This window comes from Streptomyces sp. NRRL F-5755, from assembly GCF_001279365.1.
GTDB lineage: Bacteria > Actinomycetota > Actinomycetes > Streptomycetales > Streptomycetaceae > Streptomyces > Streptomyces rimosus.
Genome location: NZ_LGCW01000050.1, coordinates 1 through 18,029 on the forward strand (window position 1 = coordinate 1; position 18,029 = coordinate 18,029).

16 protein-coding genes and 1 tRNA gene are annotated in these 18,029 nt (G+C 72.2%); 8 read left to right on the forward strand and 9 right to left on the reverse strand.

What is annotated here, in order from left to right; genetic code table 11:
• From ADK86_RS08280 to ADK86_RS08300, 5 genes are all read left to right on the forward strand, one after another.
• Positions 1 to 505: Zn-ribbon domain-containing OB-fold protein (locus ADK86_RS08280; RefSeq protein ID WP_199834370.1), on the forward strand; the 505-nt coding region annotated here is incomplete at its 5' end.
• Complete coding sequence (locus ADK86_RS08285; RefSeq protein WP_053696013.1) at positions 502 to 915, forward strand: MaoC family dehydratase; 414 nt, start codon at positions 502 to 504, stop codon at positions 913 to 915. The genes ADK86_RS08280 and ADK86_RS08285, both read left to right, overlap by 4 nt.
• The gene (locus ADK86_RS08290) at positions 912 to 2,078 is read left to right on the forward strand and encodes a lipid-transfer protein (protein WP_053696014.1); all 1,167 of its coding nucleotides are present in this window, start codon (positions 912 to 914) and stop codon (positions 2,076 to 2,078) included. Before ADK86_RS08285 ends, ADK86_RS08290 begins: the two co-directional genes overlap by 4 nt.
• Positions 2,079 to 2,357: 279 nt before the next feature.
• Positions 2,358 to 3,209, forward strand: coding sequence for a DUF1906 domain-containing protein (locus ADK86_RS08295; RefSeq protein WP_053696015.1), 852 nt, complete (start codon positions 2,358 to 2,360; stop codon positions 3,207 to 3,209).
• 315 nt (positions 3,210 to 3,524) lie between these two features.
• On the forward strand, positions 3,525 to 4,058 hold the full coding sequence (locus tag ADK86_RS08300) for a SigE family RNA polymerase sigma factor (protein WP_030604177.1): 534 nt from the start codon (positions 3,525 to 3,527) through the stop codon (positions 4,056 to 4,058).
• A 91-nt stretch (positions 4,059 to 4,149) separates the two neighbouring features.
• On the opposite strand, the gene ADK86_RS08305 is transcribed toward ADK86_RS08300, so the two are convergent.
• The 4 genes from ADK86_RS08305 to ADK86_RS08320 form a co-directional block, all read right to left on the reverse strand.
• Positions 4,150 to 4,989: an MOSC domain-containing protein gene (locus ADK86_RS08305; RefSeq protein ID WP_267888788.1), complete on the reverse strand. Its 840-nt coding sequence runs from the start codon at positions 4,987 to 4,989 to the stop codon at positions 4,150 to 4,152.
• A 147-nt stretch (positions 4,990 to 5,136) separates the two neighbouring features.
• Positions 5,137 to 6,345 carry a protein-L-isoaspartate O-methyltransferase gene (locus ADK86_RS08310; RefSeq protein ID WP_234345770.1) on the reverse strand — a complete coding sequence of 403 codons (1,209 nt, stop codon included), beginning with the start codon at positions 6,343 to 6,345 and terminating at the stop codon, positions 5,137 to 5,139.
• A 367-nt stretch (positions 6,346 to 6,712) separates the two neighbouring features.
• The gene (locus ADK86_RS08315; RefSeq protein WP_324611377.1) at positions 6,713 to 6,907 is read right to left on the reverse strand and encodes a DUF397 domain-containing protein; all 195 of its coding nucleotides are present in this window, start codon (positions 6,905 to 6,907) and stop codon (positions 6,713 to 6,715) included.
• An 11-nt stretch (positions 6,908 to 6,918) separates the two neighbouring features.
• Positions 6,919 to 7,770, reverse strand: coding sequence for a helix-turn-helix domain-containing protein (locus ADK86_RS08320; protein WP_053696016.1), 852 nt, complete (start codon positions 7,768 to 7,770; stop codon positions 6,919 to 6,921).
• 250 nt (positions 7,771 to 8,020) lie between these two features.
• Between ADK86_RS08320 and ADK86_RS08325 the strand changes: the two genes are divergently transcribed.
• Positions 8,021 to 8,473: an ATP-binding protein gene (locus ADK86_RS08325; RefSeq protein WP_053696017.1), complete on the forward strand. Its 453-nt coding sequence runs from the start codon at positions 8,021 to 8,023 to the stop codon at positions 8,471 to 8,473.
• 31 nt (positions 8,474 to 8,504) lie between these two features.
• Here ADK86_RS08325 and ADK86_RS08330 read toward each other — a convergent pair whose 3' ends face one another.
• Positions 8,505 to 8,984 carry a hypothetical protein gene (locus ADK86_RS08330; protein ID WP_053696018.1) on the reverse strand — a complete coding sequence of 160 codons (480 nt, stop codon included), beginning with the start codon at positions 8,982 to 8,984 and terminating at the stop codon, positions 8,505 to 8,507.
• A 62-nt stretch (positions 8,985 to 9,046) separates the two neighbouring features.
• A complete protein-coding gene (locus tag ADK86_RS42140; RefSeq protein WP_107088439.1) occupies positions 9,047 to 9,178 on the reverse strand; it encodes a lasso RiPP family leader peptide-containing protein in 132 nt (43 codons plus the stop codon).
• Positions 9,179 to 9,523: 345 nt separating this feature from the next.
• Between ADK86_RS42140 and ADK86_RS08335 the strand changes: the two genes are divergently transcribed.
• Positions 9,524 to 11,176, forward strand: a complete 1,653-nt coding sequence (locus ADK86_RS08335; RefSeq protein WP_053696024.1) for a long-chain fatty acid--CoA ligase — start codon at positions 9,524 to 9,526, stop codon at positions 11,174 to 11,176.
• A 13-nt stretch (positions 11,177 to 11,189) separates the two neighbouring features.
• On the opposite strand, the gene ADK86_RS08340 is transcribed toward ADK86_RS08335, so the two are convergent.
• The 3 genes from ADK86_RS08340 to ADK86_RS08350 form a co-directional block, all read right to left on the reverse strand.
• Positions 11,190 to 11,813: a DUF6886 family protein gene (locus tag ADK86_RS08340; RefSeq protein WP_053696019.1), complete on the reverse strand. Its 624-nt coding sequence runs from the start codon at positions 11,811 to 11,813 to the stop codon at positions 11,190 to 11,192.
• Positions 11,814 to 12,058: 245 nt separating this feature from the next.
• Complete coding sequence (locus ADK86_RS08345) at positions 12,059 to 16,468, reverse strand: PAS domain-containing protein (protein WP_078951933.1); 4,410 nt, start codon at positions 16,466 to 16,468, stop codon at positions 12,059 to 12,061.
• Positions 16,469 to 16,661: 193 nt separating this feature from the next.
• Entirely contained in the window at positions 16,662 to 17,180 is a 519-nt protein-coding gene (locus ADK86_RS08350; RefSeq protein WP_053696020.1) for an SSI family serine proteinase inhibitor, read from the reverse strand.
• 399 nt (positions 17,181 to 17,579) lie between these two features.
• Here ADK86_RS08350 and ADK86_RS08355 point away from each other — a divergent pair.
• Positions 17,580 to 17,670 (forward strand) — tRNA-Ser (locus ADK86_RS08355).
• Positions 17,671 to 18,029: the final 359 nt, after the last annotated feature.

Consider the following 18,029-nt stretch of genomic DNA (forward strand, 5'->3'; position numbering starts at 1 on the left):
CCCCCACCCCCGCCCCGTGATCAACCGCGACAACGCCGGCTTCTGGGCCGGAGTGGCCGACCGCAAGCTGCTCATCCAGCGCTGCACCCACTGCGCGACCCTGCGTTTCCCCTGGCTGCCGGGCTGCAATCACTGCGGCGGCGACGGCTGGGACACCGTCGAGGCCACCGGGCACGGCACGGTCTTCTCATACGTCGTCATGCACCACCCGCCCTTCCCCGCCTTCGACCCGCCCTACGCCGTCGGGCTGATCGAACTGGCGGAGGGCGTACGGATGGTGGCCGGGGTGGTCGGGGTGCCGCCCGAGAAGGTGCGCGTCGGCATGCCCGTACGGCTGGAATTCCGGACCGTGGAAGAGGACCTGGTGCTGCCCGTATTCAACGGGGCCAGACAGGAGACCTCATCCACGGGGGCCAGGCGGGAGACCTCACCCCCGGGGCCCAGGCAGGAGACCCCACCCCCCGGGGCCCCGGCAGAAGCCCGCTCCAACGGGAGGCAGCCATGAAAGCCGGTGACGAACTCCCCCCGCTGACCATCCCCATCACCCGCACCCTCATCGTCGCCGGGGCCATCGCCTCCCGCGACTTCCAGGACGTGCACCACGACACCGAAGCGGCCAGAGCCAAGGGCTCCCCCGACATCTTCATGAACATCCTGACCACGAACGGCCTCGTCGGCCGCTACATCACCGACCACTTCGGCCCGCACGCCGTCCTCCGCAAGGTCGCGATCCGCCTCGGCGTGCCCAACTACCCGGGCGATGAGCTGGTGTTACGGGGAACGCTCACCTCCCTGGGCGGTGACACGGCGGAGGTACGGGTCGTGGGTTCCAACCGCCTCGGCCACCACGTGACCGGCACCGTGACGGTGACGGTCCCCGCCCACCCCCGGAAGCTCCCGGAGCCCACTCCATGACCCTCCACCGCGCGGACACCCTGGGCGGCCGGGCCGCCGTCGTCGGCATCGGCGCGACCGAGTTCTCCAAGGATTCCGGCCGCAGCGAACTGAAGCTGGCCGTGGAAGCCGTACGGGCCGCCCTGGACGACGCGGGGCTCGGCCCCGGCGATGTGGACGGCATGGTCACCTTCACGATGGACACCAGCCCCGAAATCACCGTCGCCCAGGCGGCCGGGATCGGCGAGCTGTCGTTCTTCTCCCGCGTGCACTACGGGGGCGGCGCCGCCTGCGCCACGGTCCAGCAGGCGGCCCTCGCGGTCGCCGCCGGGATCGCCGAAGTCGTCGTCTGCTACCGGGCGTTCAACGAGCGTTCGGGCCGCCGCTTCGGCGCCGGGGTGCAGCGGCGCGAGCCGTCCGCCGAGGGCGCGGCGCTCGGCTGGAACCTGCCCGCCGGACTGCTGACGCCCGCCTCCTGGGTCGCCATGGCGGCGCAGCGCTACCTGTACGCGTACGGGCTCACGCCGGAAGCGTTCGGGCAGGTCGCGGTCGTCGGCCGGCGCCATGCCGCGCGTAATCCGGCCGCGTACTTCTACGGGAGGCCGATCACCCTCGAAGACCACGCCGCGTCCCGCTGGATCGTCGAACCGCTGCGGCTGCTCGACTGCTGCCAGGAGACGGACGGTGGCCAGGCCCTCGTCGTCACCACGGCCGAACGGGCCCGCGACCTGCCGCACCCGCCCGCCGTGATCCGGGCCGCCGCGCAGGGCGCGGGCCGCGCCCAGGAGCAGATGACCAGCTACTACCGGGACGGCCTGACCGGGCTGCCCGAGTCGGCGGTCGTGGCGCGGCAGCTGTGGCGGACGAGCGGGCTGCGCCCGGCGGACATCGACGTCGGCATCCTCTACGACCACTTCACCCCGTTCGTACTGATGCAGCTGGAGGAGTTCGGGTTCTGCGGGCCGGGCGAGGCGGCCGATTTCGTCGCCGCGGGCGGGCTGCCGCTCAACACGCACGGCGGGCAGCTGGGCGAGGCGTATCTGCACGGTATGAACGGCATCGCCGAGGCGGTACGGCAGCTGCGCGGCACCTCCGTCAACCAGGTGCCGGGCGCGGCCCGCGTCCTGGTCACCGCCGGCACGGGCGTACCGACATCAGGGCTGGTGCTGGGCGCGGACGGCTGAGATCCGCCACCCGCCCCCACGGCACCGTGCGAAGCACCCACGGCACCGTGCGAAGCACCCACAGCACCGTCCCCGGACACCCACGGCACCGTCCCCGGACACCCACAGCACCGTCCCCGGACACCCACGACACCGTCCGAACACCCGCAGCACCGTCCCCGGCCACGCACCAGGCACCACGCACCACGCACCACGCACCAGGCACCCGTAAGGCTGAATGCGCGCCCCCGTTGGCGTGTCCGGCGGGCCGCTCCCCCCACCCGCACTTTGACTCCCGGTATGGGATCAACAAAACGGATCATCCGACGGAGTCTGCTGTTCCCCACCGTCCTGCTCACGGCCCTGCTCGGCCTGCTGGCCACTCTCCTCGCCCCGGCCGCCGGAGCCGAGCCCGAACGGTCCTGGCCGCGCGGCCCGAACGTCTTCCAGGGCTGGGCGTTCGACACCTGCAAGACGCCTCCCCTGAGCACCCTGCGAGCCTGGAAGGAGACCAAGTACCGGGGCATCGGGATCTACTTCGGCGGCCGCGGCCGTGCCTGCCCCACCCAGCCGAACCTCACCCCCGACTGGGTGCGCTCCGCCGACCGCGCGGGCTGGCGGATGCTGCCGCTGTACGTCGGCTCGCAGGCGCCGTGCGTCGTCAACAAGAACAAGCGCAAGGTCACCATCCGCGGCAATGCGGAACAGGTGGGCGCGAACGAGGGCCGGGACGCCGTGCAGCGCGCCAAGGCGCTGGGCATCGCGCCGGGCAGCGCGCTGTACCTCGACATGGAGGCGTACAGCCTGCGGAAAACGTCCTGCACCAGTAAGACGCTCAGCTACATCAGGGCCTGGAACCGCGAGACCCGCCGCATGGGCTACGTGCCCGGCTTCTACAGCAGCGCGGATTCCGGCGTACGGCACATGGAGCGCGCGCGGCAGGCGGGCGCCCGGGACCTGCCGTCGGTGATGTGGTTCGCGCGCTGGCACAGTAGGCCGAACCTGTACGGCGAGCCCGAGCTGTCCCGCCAGGCGTGGCGTCCGCACCTGCGTATCCACCAGTACGCGGGCAATGTGGCGGAATCGCACGGCGGGCGCCGGCTGATCATCGACCGCAACCGGGTGGACGCACCGGTCGCCGTGATCCAGTAGCCGGGCAGTCCGGCAGTCCGGCAGTCCGGCTGTCCGGCAGTCCAGTAGTCCGGCTGCCCAGCAGTCCAATAGCCCGGCAGTCCAGTAGCCCGGCATACCGGCCGGCCACGGGCGGGGCCCCGGCACACGGGGGCCGGGGCCCCGTCGAAAGTGGTCGAGTGGTCTGACCAAAGTGGGAACGGCACCCTGACGGGGGACGAGTGGCTGTCCGCCTTTAGGAGGTGGGGCCAGCACCACCTGTACAACTTGAGAGGGAGAGGGCTTCGGCACCTGGGGGCGATCCGTCGCGGCGTCTCGCGCTTCTAGCGTTGGAGCATGACCACGCCAGTGTGCACCAGCGCTTCCAGCGCCGCTGTGTTCCCGTCGTTCTCGTCGTACGTACGGGCCCGCGGGCCGGTGCTGCTGCGGACCGCCCGCTCGCTCACCGCCAACCCGAGCGACGCCGAGGACCTGCTGCAGACCGCGCTGGCCAAGACGTTCGTGGCGTGGGAGCGGATCGAGGACCACCGCGCGCTGGACGGCTATGTGCGCCGCGCCCTGCTGAACACCCGCACCTCGCAGTGGCGCAAGCGCAAGGTCGACGAGTTCGCCTGCGAGGAGATACCCGAGCCCGACCCGGTACCGGCCCCCGACCCGGCCGAGGCCCAGGTGCTGCGCGACGCGATGTGGCGGGCGGTGTTGCGGCTGCCGGCGCGGCAGCGGGCCATGGTGGTGCTGCGGTATTACGAGGATTTGAGCGAGGCGCAGACCGCGGAGGTGCTCGGGGTTTCCGTCGGTACGGTCAAGAGCGCCGTCTCCCGGGCCCTGGCCAAGCTCCGCGAGGACCCTGAGCTGGCGGTCGCGGCGTAACCGTAGCGGGCCGGCGGTTACGGCATACCGGCGGTTACGGCATCACCGCACGCCCCCGCAGCCGCCCCGCGCTCTACGCGCCCCGCACCCCTCACACCACCCGCACCGCATCCCCCTGCCGGATCCGCCCCGGCCGGACGACCTGGGCGTACACCCCCGCGCAGGGCTGCGGCCCCATGCCCTCCAGCGGCACCACCCGGTTGTGCCGCGCGGGTACGCGCAGCGCGTCCGGGTCGCGTGGCAGCCTGCCGTGTTCCAGCGTCGGTACGGCGCACCGCGGCGTGCGGGCCACGATGCGCAGGGTGAGCTCGTCGCCGATGCGCAGCTCGTGGCCGGGCCAGTCGTTCTCGACGAACCCGGCGGCCTCGGTACGGATGACGATGTTGGGGCGGTAGCGCTCGGCCTCGACGGTGGTGGCCCGCGGCCCCAGTTCGGTGATCCGGTCGAGGGTGGCGCGGGTGATCAGGTGCAGCGGCGCGTAGTCGAAGAAGGTGCCGGGCGGCGCCTGCGAGGCGATCTCCAGGGTCTCGTTCCCCACTTCGGCCGCTTCTCCGGCGGCCAGCACCTCTTCGGGCTGCGAGCGTTCCAGGGTGGCCTTCTCGGGCGGGGTGTCGGTCAGGGCGACGGGCTGCCCGAGGTGGGCGGAGAGGGTCTTGTCGACGTGCGCGTCGGTGGAGCGTACGGTCCGGCCGGAGGGGAGCGTGATCCGTACGGCGCCGCCGATGATCTCCGCCCGCAACTTCAGCAAGTCGCGCCACAACCGTGGATTCTTGGCGCTGGCGACCTGGCCGGTCGTCTCGTGCACCAGCGCCAGCGCGCGGTCCCCCGTCAGCCCGCGGGCGTCCGCCGCGATGTCCGGAACCTCCTCACCGAGCAGCGATTTCACCGGATAGCGCCACAGCGTGGTCACCGTTCCCACCATCGTCCCCATACCTCCAGGCTGCCACGACCGTAGTGTCCGAGACTCCTGATTTCTTGGTGCGCGGGTCACATACCGCGTGATAGGGGGACAGTGCGGCCGGGACTGCGCCGCCGGGGACTGTGAGTTGCGGGGCGCGCTGCACCCGGCGCGCACGGGTTACGGCGTGAGATCCCACCGCCGCCCGTCCGGAATGTGCCATACGTAATGCCGCCCGCTCGGCTCGCAGGCGTAACCGAACCGATCCTGCGCCGGACGGCCGTGCTCGTTCCACCACCGCCAGGCGGCTTCCACGGTCGCCCAGAGATCGCGAGCGCCGCCGTAGGTGACGGAGCCGGGGCGTTCCCCGGTGATCGGGGACCGGGCCCACGTCCCGTCGCGCTGGAGCTGGAGCGACAGGGTGCCGTCGGCGGCGCGGTGGTAGACGAGTTCGGCGTACGGCAGGTGGAAGGCCAGGAGCAGCCGGAAGGGGTAGTGGGTCCGCAGGTCGGCCGCGGTGACCGTGGTGGGACGGGTGGCGGCTTCCGGCGCGTACGGGGGCCGGCGCTCGCGGGGGTACGTGTGGGCGTCACCGCGGGCCGCCATGAAGCGGCCGGTGGTCCGGGTGAAGCGTCCGGAGGCGTGGTGGCCGTCGACGGTGACGCGGACGAGGCCGCCCTCGATGCCGAGGTCGAGGTCGGTCAGGATGGCCCCGCCGGTGCATGTCCCGTGGAGCCATGCGGCGGGGATGGACCGTACGGAACAGGTGGCGATGACGCGGTCGAAGCCGGGGCGGCCGGGGTGACCGGCGCGGCCGGGGTGTTCGGAGTGGGCGTACCGGGCGTCGTGAACGGTGAGGTGTGGAGCGTGGCCGAGGCTCGCCAGGCGGGTGCGGGCGGCCTCCGAGAGCGCGGGGGCGATGTCGCTGGAGTGGACGAGGCGGGAGCCGAGGCGGGTGCACAGGAGGGCGGTGAGGTATCCGGTTCCGGTGCCGATGTCCCAGACCCGGTGGCCGTCGCGGACGTCGAGCTCTTCCAGCATGCCGGCCACGAGGTGCGGCGCGGTGCCGGACGAGGTGGGCAGACCGGTCCAGGTACGGTCGCCGACCGGTTCGGCGGTGGCCGGGTCGAGGGCGGTGACGAGGGTGCGGTCGCTGTAGGCGGCGCTGAACCACGCGTCCCGGCCCTGGTCGGAGGCGTCCCGCAGGCGCCATGCGGTGATGCCGTTGTCCGTGGTCTCCTGCTCGTACCAGCGCGGTACGAAGACGTGGCGGGGCACGGCGGCGAAAACCCGCGCCCACTCGGGGCTACGGAGCGCGCCGCCCTCTTCGAGCGCGGTGACGAGTGCGGCCAGCCGGGGCCGTACGTCGTCGGTGAGGGATGCGTTCACGGCGCCGCTCCTTGCGGTTCGTCGGTGATGGACGTGCCGCCCACCGGTGCGCAAATGTCGCCGCAGCGTCTTTCTTCCCCTATGGGCCAGCCCCTTTATGGGCATGCGTAGACCTGCTGCGCTGAGGTAATTGATGGCCCCCTCCCCGTCATAATTTTAGGAGAAATCGACGGGGAGGGGATTCACGGAACCCTCATGCCGGTGGCTATGAGAGGTGCAGGCCACGGAAAGCGGCGTTGCGCGAATAAGGTAGCGCCGCGCGAAGTGTGGTCGCAACCATGTGACGTCACATAGCTGAGACGGCATATGCCACGGGCCCGCACCTGCCAGGTGCGGGCCCGTGGGGAAATCGAATGCGTTTGCCGAACTAGCGCAAGTGGTCGAATCCGCCGCCCTTGACGCCTGCGATGAGCGCTGCGAGTTTCTCGCGGGTCGTCGATATGACCGCGTCCGGATTGTCGCTCTCGCGGAGTTCGATGCTGCTGCCGTGCCTTCTCAGCTCAACGCAGTTCCCTTCCGGCTCCGAGTAAGAGGACTTCTGCCATATGGTCGGGTCCATCATTGCTGTTGCTCTCACATTTCCTTCGCGATGCTGTGCATGTGCTCTTTGGATTCGGAGGCGCTGAGGGAGGCGTGCCGAGTGGCTTCGAACACCGCGCGGTAGCTGGCGAGCTGAGCTCCGGCGTCCAGAAAAGCGGGACCGTAGGCGCTGTCGAGCTGGACGGTATCGAGCTGGGGAACCGGTCCGCCGGCATAGAGAACCGACTGCCCCCAGCCGATGAACTTCTCCGTCGAGAACGGAATCACGCGGACGGTCACGCTCGGCAGCTCGGTGGCTTCCAGCAGGTATTCCAGTTGGGCGCGCGCGGTGGCCAGGCCGCCGTACCTCATGCGCAAAGCCGCCTCGTGGATCACGGCCTCGAACGGCGTCGGTGTGCTTCGTTCAAGGATGGCCCGCCGCTTCATCCGGTGCTCGACCCGTGCTTCCAGCTCGCTCTCCGGGAGGGGCGGCAATGCGCCGCCGAAGATGGCTCGCGCGTATTCGGGCGTCTGCAAGATGCCGGGTACGGTCAGCGTTTGCAGCGACATGATGAAGCTGGCGTGGTGTTCCATCTCCGCGATGTCCAGGAAGCCTCGGGGGAGGATGCCGCGGTACTCGTCCCACCAGCCCTTGTGCCTGTCCTCGGCAATGTTGCACAGCGCGTCGATCAGGGCGGAATCACTGGCCGAGTAGAAAACGGCCAAGCGGCGCACGCGCTCCGCGCTGATACCCCACCGCCCCGATTCGAGGTGGCTGATCTGCGCTTGATTCCCGCCAAGCAGGGCCCCGGCCTCGCGCGCGGGCATCCCCGACGCCTCGCGCAGCTTCCGCAGTTCGGCTCCCAACCGTTGCTGTCGCGCGGTCGGGCTGCTTCGTGGTGGCATCGGCCCCTCTCCCGGTCGGCGTTACCCAGTGTGCCGGGCCACGGTCTCACGGGTCCACCCGTCAACGGCAGGGGGGCGTCTCATCCTTGTGCCGTCCCATGCTTGTGCCCTATCGTCCGTGGCGGCACCGCGCCGCACGCCGAAAAGCCGAAGTGCAGCCGCTCGCATGCGCCTTCGGGCGTGCGCTCCTGGGGAGTGGCCAGGGACACGGCAGTGCGTAACGCGCATCACCGCGTTGGGAGACGTAGCCATGACTCTCGCATCCCTGAAACGACCCCCCGCACTCCCCGAAGCGCACCCCCACTCGTTCCGGTTCGACCTGGTCAGCGGCGTGGCCGCGCCGGAGATCGCCCGGACCGTCGTAGCCGACCTGATGAACCTGACCGGCAACACCGAACTCGTCGACGACGCCCGGCTGTTGGTCAGCGAGCTGGTCACGAACGTACACCTGCACACTGACACGGCCGTCGTACGCCTCGACGTGGCCGTACACCTCGCGTCCGTACGCGTGGCCGTATGGGACGACGCCCCCGGCAGCCGCCTCCTGAGCCTGCCCGCCCTGCTCGATGACGGATCGGGGCGCGGCCTCCTCCTGGTCGAGGCCCTGGCGTCACGGTGGGGCGTCTACCGGCCCAACATCAACACCCGGCGGCGCAAGGGGGTGTGGTTCGCGCTCGACCGGGGCGGGAGCGGCGCTCCGTAACCCGGGCACGTCCGTGGGCAGGCAGCCGAAGTCAGTCGTCGTCGGCTCCTTCACCGGCTGTCTGCCAGGCGGACATGTCCATTTCCTCCTCGCGCGGCTCCCACCCGGGCGCTACACCTGGGGCGGGGCCGGCGACCACCCGCAGGTGGAACGGACGGTACTCGTCGTCCGGGTCGTCGACGGTGAAGCCGGCGGTCGTCAGGATTGCGGCCATCGCGTGCATCATCGCGGCCGATATCTGGCCGGGACGCCGCAGAACGGGATCGTCCATCAATCGGAGGCGGAGAGCGCGGACCGCGCACTCTCGCAGGCGCGGGCTGGCCTCCCAGTCCACATACACGCCACCGGCGGCGTCGGCCCCATCGTCGACTTCCACCTCGGCTCCACCGGCCAGGGCGTGATGCAAGCCGGGCGCAAGCACGGGGAGACCGGCGGCGGCCAGCTCATCGCGCACCTTCGCCGCCAGTGCCTCCAGGCGCGCGGACTCTTCCGCACTCACCTTCTCGAACATTCGCTCAATTTACGCACCCCGGGCCGCCGATGGGAATCACACGCCCTGCGGCGGCCGCCTACCTACGGCAGCCCGAAGAACGCCGAGTAGCCGTCCCAGTAGAGACCGGAATAGCCGTGCGTCACTTCGGCGAAGTCGCCGACCTCGGCCAGCTCGGGGGTCTCGTAGTCGGTCTCTTCCCAGTTCTCCTGCATGATCCGACCTCCGTCCGGAACGCGTACGTGCCAAGAGGCTTCCCGGGTACAGCGGGCGCGGTACCGACCCTTTGGGGTGATCGGGGGGTGCGTGGGGCGTACGGCCCAGCGTGAGTACGGCCTCCGCGCCCCCGGCCGACATGGCGAAGATGGCCTGATCGGAGTCGGCCCTACGGGGCTCCGCCCCCTTCCCGTACCGCTCACCGGCGGTGTCGCGGGGCCGCCCCGCACCGGGACAACGGCCGAATACGCACTGGCCGGGTAGTGACATACCGCGAGGAACACCAGCACAATCACCAGGAACTTACCCGCGCGTAACAGGCGCACCCTATGGGGAGGCTCCCGGTGCAGAGCACGATGCAAGACGTACCCCTGCTCGTTTCGAGGATCTTGACGCACGGTGCGACGATCCACGGAAAGGCCGAGGCGATCACCTGGACCGGTGAGGGCGAACCGCACCGCCGCAGCTACGCGGAGATCGGCGCCCGCTCCGCCCAGCTCGCCCACGCGCTCCGCGACGAGCTGGGCGTCCACGGCGACGAGCGGGTGGCCACTCTCATGTGGAACAACTCGGAGCATTTGGAGGCGTATCTCGCGATTCCCTCCATGGGTGCCGTACTCCACACGCTCAACCTCCGCCTGCCCGTCGAGCAGTTGGTGTGGATCGTCAACCACGCCGCCGACCGCGTCGTCCTCGTCAACGGCTCGCTGCTGCCGCTGCTGGCACCGCTGCTGCCGCACCTGCCGACCGTCGAGCACGTCGTCGTGGCGGGGCCCGGCGACCGCTCCGTACTGGACGGCGTACGGCCGCGCGTCCACGAGTACGAGGAGCTGATCGAGGGCCGTGCGCAGCACTTCGACTGGCCGGAGCTGGACGAGCGGCAGGCCGCCGCGCTCTGCTACACCTCCGGCACGACCGGCGACCCGAAGGGCGTCGCGTACAGCCACCGCTCCCTGTACCTGCACTCCATGCAGGTCAACAACGCGGAGGCGTTCGCGCTGGGCGGCCAGGACATCGCGCTGCCCGTAGTGCCGATGTTCCACGTCAACGCCTGGGGCCTGCCGCACGCCTCCTTCATGGCGGGCGCCTCGCTGCTGATGCCGGACCGCTTCCTCCAGCCCGCGCCGCTGGCCGAGATGATCGAGACCGTGCGGCCGACCATCGCCGCCGCCGTACCCACCATCTGGCAGGGTCTGCTCGGAGAGTTGGACGCCACGAAGCGGGACGTCACCTCGCTGCGCAGCGTCGTCATCGGCGGCTCCGCGTGTCCCCCCTCCCTGATGCGCGCTTTCGAGGAGCGGCACGGGCTGCGTGTGGTGCACGCCTGGGGCATGACCGAGACCTCGCCGCTCGGCACGGTCTCGCACCCGCCGGCCGGCGTCAGCGGCGATGAGGAGTGGGCCTACCGCGGCATGCAGGGCCGCTTCCCCGCCTCGGTGGAGGCCCGGCTCGTCGGCCCGGACGGGGCGCACCTGCCGTGGGACGGGGAGTCGGCGGGCGAGCTGGAGGTGCGCGGGCCGTGGATCGCGGGCGCGTACTACGGCGGTACGGAGGGCGCCGACCAGCGGCCCGGCGACAAGTTCAGCCCCGACGGCTGGCTGCGTACCGGCGACGTCGGCACGATCACGCCGGACGGCTATCTGACGCTGACCGACCGGGCCAAGGACGTGATCAAGTCCGGCGGCGAGTGGATCTCCTCCGTCGAGCTGGAGAACCACCTGATGGCCCACCCGGAGATCGCGGAGGCCGCGGTGGTGGCCGTACCGGACGACAAGTGGGGCGAGCGCCCGCTGGCCGCCGTGGTGCTGCGGGAGGGCGCGAACGCGGCCTTCGAGGAGCTGCGGGCCTTCCTCGGCGAGCGGGTGGCGCGCTGGCAGCTGCCGGAGCGGTGGACGGTGGTGGCGTCCGTACCGAAGACGAGCGTCGGCAAGTTCGACAAGAAGGTACTGCGCAAGCAGTACGCGGACGGGGAGTTGACAGTTACGCGGGTGGGGTGAGAGGAACTGACGTTTACGCGGGCGGTGGGGTGAGACGACGGCGTACCGGCTTTCGCAGGACCGGGCTCGGCGCCGTCCGGACGGGCTGTTCCGGACCCGGCTCCCGTGCCGGCTTCGCGTTGCGCAGCCGGATGCCGCTGAAGCCCAGCGTGCTGGTGATCACCCCGTCCCAGAAGCCCCACAGGTTGTCGAGCACCCGCAGCTGGATTCCGGCATCCCGGTGCAGCTTCAGCAGGTCTCCCACCGGCTCGGGCGGCCCCAGCGGTACGACGGGCTCTGTCGCCACGACCGCGCTCGGCACCGGATCGCCGAACGGGCGGAAGGCCGCGGCCGGAAGCCGGTAGGCGAACAGCTCGGTGGTACGCAGGCGGTCCAGCCAGTCGTACTCGATCGCGTGTACCCGCTCACCGCCACCCGGCCCGAGGATGCGGGCGCGGTCCGCCGCGGTCGTGCCCGGCACCGTCCAGGCCATGGCACGCGGGCACTGGCGCGGAAACCAGTAGTCCGGCGCCCGGCCGCCGTCGACGGCCCAGACGTACGCCTCGGACTGCCGCGCGGTCCGGGCGACGTGCGGCACGAACCGCGTGATCGTGGGGTCTTCGGAGAAGTGCAGGACTTCACCGGGGGCGGGGCGCATGCGGTGTTTCTAGTGGAGGGGGGCGGTGCGCCGCCACGGGATTTCCGATTTCGTGGGGGCGCGCCGCCTATGAGGTTCCCGGCGCGGGGGTGGCGCGCCGCCGCTCGGTGCGGGCCCGGTCGGTTCGTACCGCTCAGGCCGGGCCGTTTGGTACGTACCGCTCAGGGCGAGCTGCTTGGTACGTACCGCTCAGGCCGAGCCGCTTGGTACGTACCGCCTGGCCCGCCCCGCTTGTTTCGTACCGCTCAGTTCGTACCGATCTTCGCGAGCAGGTCCACGATCCGGGCCTGGACCTCCGCGCTCGTCGAGCGCTCGGCCAGGAAGAGGACGGTCTCGCCCGCCGCGAGGCGCGGGAGCTGGGCCGGGTCCAGGTCGGCCGAGGTGTAGACGACCAGCGGGGTGCGGTTGAGCAGGCCGTTCGAGCGCAGCCAGTCGACAATTCCGGCCCGGCGGCGGCGTACCTGCATCAGGTCCATCACCACCAGGTTCGGCCGCATCTGGGCCGCCAGGTTCACCGCGTCCGCGTCCGTCGCCGCCCGTGCGACCTGCATGCCGCGCCGCTCCAGCGAGGTGGTCAGCGCTCCGGCGACCGCGTCGTTCTCCTCGGTCAGCAGGACCCGCGGCGGGTGCTGCTCGCTGTCGCGCGGCGCGAGCGCCTTCAGGAGTACGGCCGGGTCGGCACCGTACGCGGCCTCCCGCGTCGCCTGGCCCAAACCGGCCGTCACCAGCACCGGAACCTCGGCCGCCACCGCCGCCGTACGCAGCGACTGCAGGGCGGTACGGGTGATCGGCCCGGTCAGCGGGTCGACGAACAGCGCCGCCGGGTATGCGGCGATCTGCGCGTCCACCTCCTCGCGGGAGTTGACGATGACCGGGCGGTAGCCGCGGTCGCTCAGCGCCTGCTGGGTGGAGACGTCCGGCGCCGGCCAGACCAGCAGCCGGCGCGGGTTGTCCAGCGGCTCCGGCGGCAACTCGTCGTCCATCGGCTGCGGTTGCGGCTCGGTGACCTCGACGGCGCCGTTCGGGCCGTCCAGCGGCTCCGGCCCCTCGCTGCCCTCGTCGGGCGCGGAGACGGCGAAGGCGCGGCCTTCGGAGGAGTTCAGCAGGTGCTGCTGCGATTGCTGCGGATTCTGCGAACGCTGCTGGGCCTGCTGCTGCGCCTGCGGCGCCGGGTGCGGCTGGGCCTGGCCCGGGGCGTGGGCGCCGGGCTGCGGGTGCGGCCGGGCCTCGGCGGCGTCGGCCCCGCCCTCCGCCTCCTGCGGCGGCTGGGCCAGCTTGCGGCGGCGCCCCGAGCCGGCCGCGGGGGCGCCGGGCGCGGCCGGACGCTGCTGGTCGGCGATCTGCTGCGAGAACGGCACGCCCTGCCCCAGCGTCCGCACATTGAACGCCCGCCCGTGCGAGTGGCCCGCGGCGGGACCGCCCGCCGCGTCGTCACCCTCGGCCCCCTCCGGGGAAGCGGGCGCGGGCATCGGCTGCTGGGGTGCGGCCGGGGCCGAGACGGGGCGCTGAGCCGCGCCGGGGGTGTCGGTGGGGCTGGGCTGTACGGGCTGTGCCGGTTGTCCTGGCTGTACTGGCTGACCGGGCCGGGCCTGCGGCTTCCCCGGCTGGCCGGGCTGGCCGGGCTGTCCGAGCTGGCCCGGCTGCCCAGGCTGCTCCGTTTGCCCGGCCTGTCCAGGAATCTGCTGGGCAGGGCCTTGCACCGGCTGACCCGGGCCCTGAATCTGCTGCCCCGGACCCTGAGCCTGCTGTCCCGGACCCTGCTGCACCTGTCCCAGGTCCTGTCCCAGGCCCTGTCCCAGATCCTGCCCAAGGTCCGGTCCCAGGCCCCGCCCCTGACCGTGCTCCCCCGCCTCGGCCTTCGCCTCGGCCTCCGCCTCGACCTCCGCCGGGCTGGGGCGTCCACGCCGTCGGCCGGTGGGCGCGGGCCGGCCCTCCCCGGCCGCCGGAGCGCCTACGGGGCCGGTCACCGGCCCGTCCGCCAGGGGGTGCGCGACCAGGCCCTCAGGGCCCGCGACGAACGTGCCCGTCGACTCCGAATCGGCCATCGCGGCAGCCGCCCGCTCCTCGGCGGCAGCCCGCCGCGCACGGCGTCGCCCGGTCGGCTCGGTGCCCCAATCGCCCTCGGGCACACCCGAGTCGGTCATGACCCCGGCCTGCTCGCCGACGGCCTCCGGGGCGGCCGTACGAGCGCGGCGGCGGCCCGTACCCGGGCTCGCTTCCGTACTCGTAGCTGTACCTGTGTCTGTACCCGTACCTGTACCCGTGCTGCCACTGCCCTGCGGTCCTGCGGCCTGGCCGGGCAGGACCGGCAGCGAGGGCAGGGGGGACTGCGGAAGCTGGTCGGCGGCGGCGGGCGGCAGCGCGAACGCCGAGTTCTGGTTACGGGCCGCGGCCTGCGGGGCCTGCGGCTGGTTCGGGATCGGCCGCTCGGCCGTGTCGGCCAGCGCTCTGCGCGCCCGGCGCCCGGTCGGCTGGGCCTGGCCGCCCTGGGCCGCCTGGCCCGGTCCCTGCGGGCTCCCCGCGACCGCCGGGAGCGCGGTCCGCGCGGCGTCCTCCGGCGCGTCCTGAGCCCGGCGCCGACCGCCCGGCGGTACGACCTCGGCCCCGGCCATGCCCTGAGGCATCCCGGCCATGCCCTGCGGCATCCCGGGCACGCCCGACTGAGCGCCCGTACGTCCGTCGCCGCGGACGCCCGTACCGTCGCCACCGGGCACCGGCCCCTGCGGCCCGGCCGCGTCGGCCCCGCTGCGCGCGCGGGGCACCGGGCCGTTTCCGCTGCCCTGACCGCTCCCTGCCGCCGCCGTGCCCCCGCCCGGCTGCTGCTGTACGCGCACGTCACCGTGCTGCTGCTGTGCAGGTACATCGCCGTGCTGCTGCTGTACGGGTACGTCGCCGCGCCGTGCACGCCGCCGCCCAGTGGGCGTGTCCTCGCCCTCGCTGTCCGTACGGCCCGTACCGGCACCCGGCGCGGCAGAACCGCTACCGGGCCCGCTCACCGGCCGCAGCCCAGCAGCAGCCCCGCCGGCCGCCGCACTCGCGCCGCCGGGCGCCGCCTGCGTCTTCTCCCCCTGCTGCTGCGTGCCCCGCGCCCGCTCCGCGGGCACCGGCATCACGGTCGTCTCATTGCCGGTGGCCTCGCGCGCGCCCGCGCCGGACACCGGCGCGCCACTGGCCGACACCGGCACTTCCAGTACGTACGCGCTGCCGCCCGCACCCGGCACCTTGTGGGTCTGCAGGACGCCGCCGTGCTGCCGGACGATGCCGCGCACGATCGGCGCGTGGACCGGGTTGCCGCCGCCGTACGGGCCGCGCACCTCGATCCGTACGACCTCACCGCGCTGCGCGGCCGCCACCACGATCGTCGAGTCCCCGGAAGCGGCCTCGGAGCCGTCGCCACCGGCCTTGCCCGTGGCGTCCACGCCCGCGACATCCGCGATCAGGTGGGAGAGCGCCTGCGCGAGCCGGGTCGAGTCCACCTCGGCGTCGATCGGCGGCGCGTGCACCGCGAACTGGGCGCGGCCGGGACCGATCAGCTCGATCGCGCCCTCGACACCGGCCGCCACGACCGCGTCGAGCGAGACCTTGTCCCGCTCCAGGCGCTCACCGCCCGCGTCCAGCCGCTGGTAGCTCAGCACGTTGTCGACCAGCGTCGTCATCCGCGCGTACCCGGCGGCGAGGTGGTGCAGGATCTGGTTCGCCTCCGGCCACAGCTGGCCGGCCGGGTCGGACGCCAGCGTGCCCAGCTCCGCCTTCAGCTCCTCCAGCGGGCCGCGCAGCGACTGGTCCAGTACGGCGATCAGCTGCGCATGGCGCGCCGCCAGCGCATCGAACGGGCGCCGGTCGGTGAATGTCATCACCGCGCCCACCAGCTGGTCGCCGTCGCGCACCGGCGCGGTCGTCAGGTCCACCGGCACCGACCGGCCGTCCTTGGCCCACAGCGCCTGCCCCCGCACCCGGTGCTTGCGCCCGGAACGCAGGGAGTCGGCGAGCGGCGTCTCCTCCCAGGGCAGCGGCGTGCCGTCGGCCCGCGAGTGGTGGATGAGCGGGTGCAGCTCCTTGCCGCCCAGCTCGCTCGCCCGGTAGCCGAGGATCTGCGCGGCGGACGGGTTGACGAGGACGACCTTGCCCTCGGAGTCGACGCCGACCACGCCCTCGGCCGCCGCGCGCAGGATCATCTCGGTCTGCCGCTGCTGGCGGGCCAGCTCGGTCTCGGTGTCGAGCGTGCCGGTCAGGTCCCGTACGACGAGCATCAGCAGCTCGTCGCCGGTGTAGCCGTTGCGGTGATCGGCGTAGGCGGCCTCGAAGGCGGACTCGTACGGCGTACGGCCGTCCTCCAGGTTCGCGCTCGTCACCTCGACCAGCAGCTCGCTGCCGTCGGTGCGCCGGGCGACCATCCGGGTGGGCTTCGTACGCGGGCCCTCGTCCTCCTCGTCCCGGCGCCGCATGGAGCCGGGAATGCGCTTGGAGTCGAAGGTCGGCAGCAGATCGAGCAGGCCCCGGCCCACCAGAGCGGTACCCGGGGCCTCGAAGGTCTCCAGGGCGATGGCGTTCGCGTTGACGACCGTGCCGTTGCAGTTGACCAGCAGCAACGCGTCCGGCAAGGCGTCGAGTATGGCTGCGAGGCGAGCAGCGCCTCGGGATGGCCTGCTGCTCACGACGACGCTTCCTCCCTGCAGTTACCGCACCTTGCCGAGCTCGCCGTCACATCCGTGGCGGGTCACTGGAAGGGAGTCTACGGGCAGCGGCTGAGGACGCGGAGACGGATGACGAGGAGGTAGTGCCACGGGATTGTGCGACTCGTCGCACGCCCGACATGTGCCCCGCGTCCTGAACTGGCCCGCTTCTCCGTCACGAAGTGACCGCGGGCAGCACCGGTACGAACCGGTCCCAGCGGCCGATCTCACACCCGTCGGTGCGCTTGAACTGGGCGTTCACCGGGCGCCCCGCCCACGTACCGGTGACCCGCGCGGTGATGGGCCCGCCGTACTGCATCGTGCACTTGCTCCCCTTCGGCACGCCCGCGAACGCGTCCTTGCCCCAACGGGTCAGGCTGTCGAGCTTGTCGCAGGCACCGCGCGCGTCGGTGTGGGTGCCGCGGGCCGGGTGGCAGTACAGCTCGTACGTACCGTCCTTGGCCGCCTTGCCGGAGCCGCTGACGGTGACCGTGAGGTGGTCGGAGGGGCGGGGCAGCAGCGGGATCGGGGCCGTGACGGAGGGGGAGCCGACGGCGAGATCGGCGGGGGCGGTGGTGGTGGCCAGGGTGGCTGGGGTGGCCGGGGTGGCAGCGGCGACCGGGCCGGTCAGGGCGAGGGCTGCGGTGGCGGTGATGGCAGCCGTGGCGAAGCGGGACAGCCGGGGGTGCTGCATCGCGGACTCCTGGGGGGTGTGGGGACAGGTCCGGGGGCGGTACGGAAGCGTTTCCGCCGGGAGCCGTCCCGTCCCCGCAGCGTCTAACGCGGTCCTGGGCGCTACGTTGCGCGGCACCGCCCGCACGGCCGGATGTTTGAGAGCCGTTCGATTCGACGCGGGGGGGGGCGCCTCGTCGCGCGGCGAGGCAGGGGCGCGCTCTCGTCCCCGAGACGCCGGTCCGGGCACGATGCGCCCGAACCCGCTCCGAACCGCCCCGAGCCGCTTCCGAACCACCCCTGAAGACCTTTGCCGGGTGGCCCGTGGGACGAGTACCGTAGGGGTCGATTGGTGACAGCACACGGTGCTGTGCCATCATCTGGTCACGCCACATCGCGCTCACGCGCGATCGAGGTGTGTGGAGGCGTCGCCTAGTCCGGTCTATGGCGCCGCACTGCTAATGCGGTTTGGGTTTTAAAGCCCATCGAGGGTTCAAATCCCTCCGCCTCCGCTCCTTTTCGTTCAGGCCCCGGTCATCACGACCGGGGCCCGAACGCTTTCCCGCCCGTACGGCGCACGGAATCCGCCGTAGGCGTCCCACGAAATCCGCCGTACGCACCCGACGGCCGCAGCCCCTCCGCACCGCACCTGACCGGAACACCACAGGCGCCCGCACCGGTATCCCCGCCACCCTGGTGCCATGACGAGCAACCGCGACCAGATGCCTTCCGATCCGGGCCGGTCTCCCGCCTCGGGCCAGTCTCCCGATCCGGGCCGGCCTCCCGCCCCGGACCGGTCTCCTGCCCCACCCCGCCAAGATCCGGCCCCCAGCCCCACCGCCTCAGGCCCCACCGCCCCGGACCCCACCCC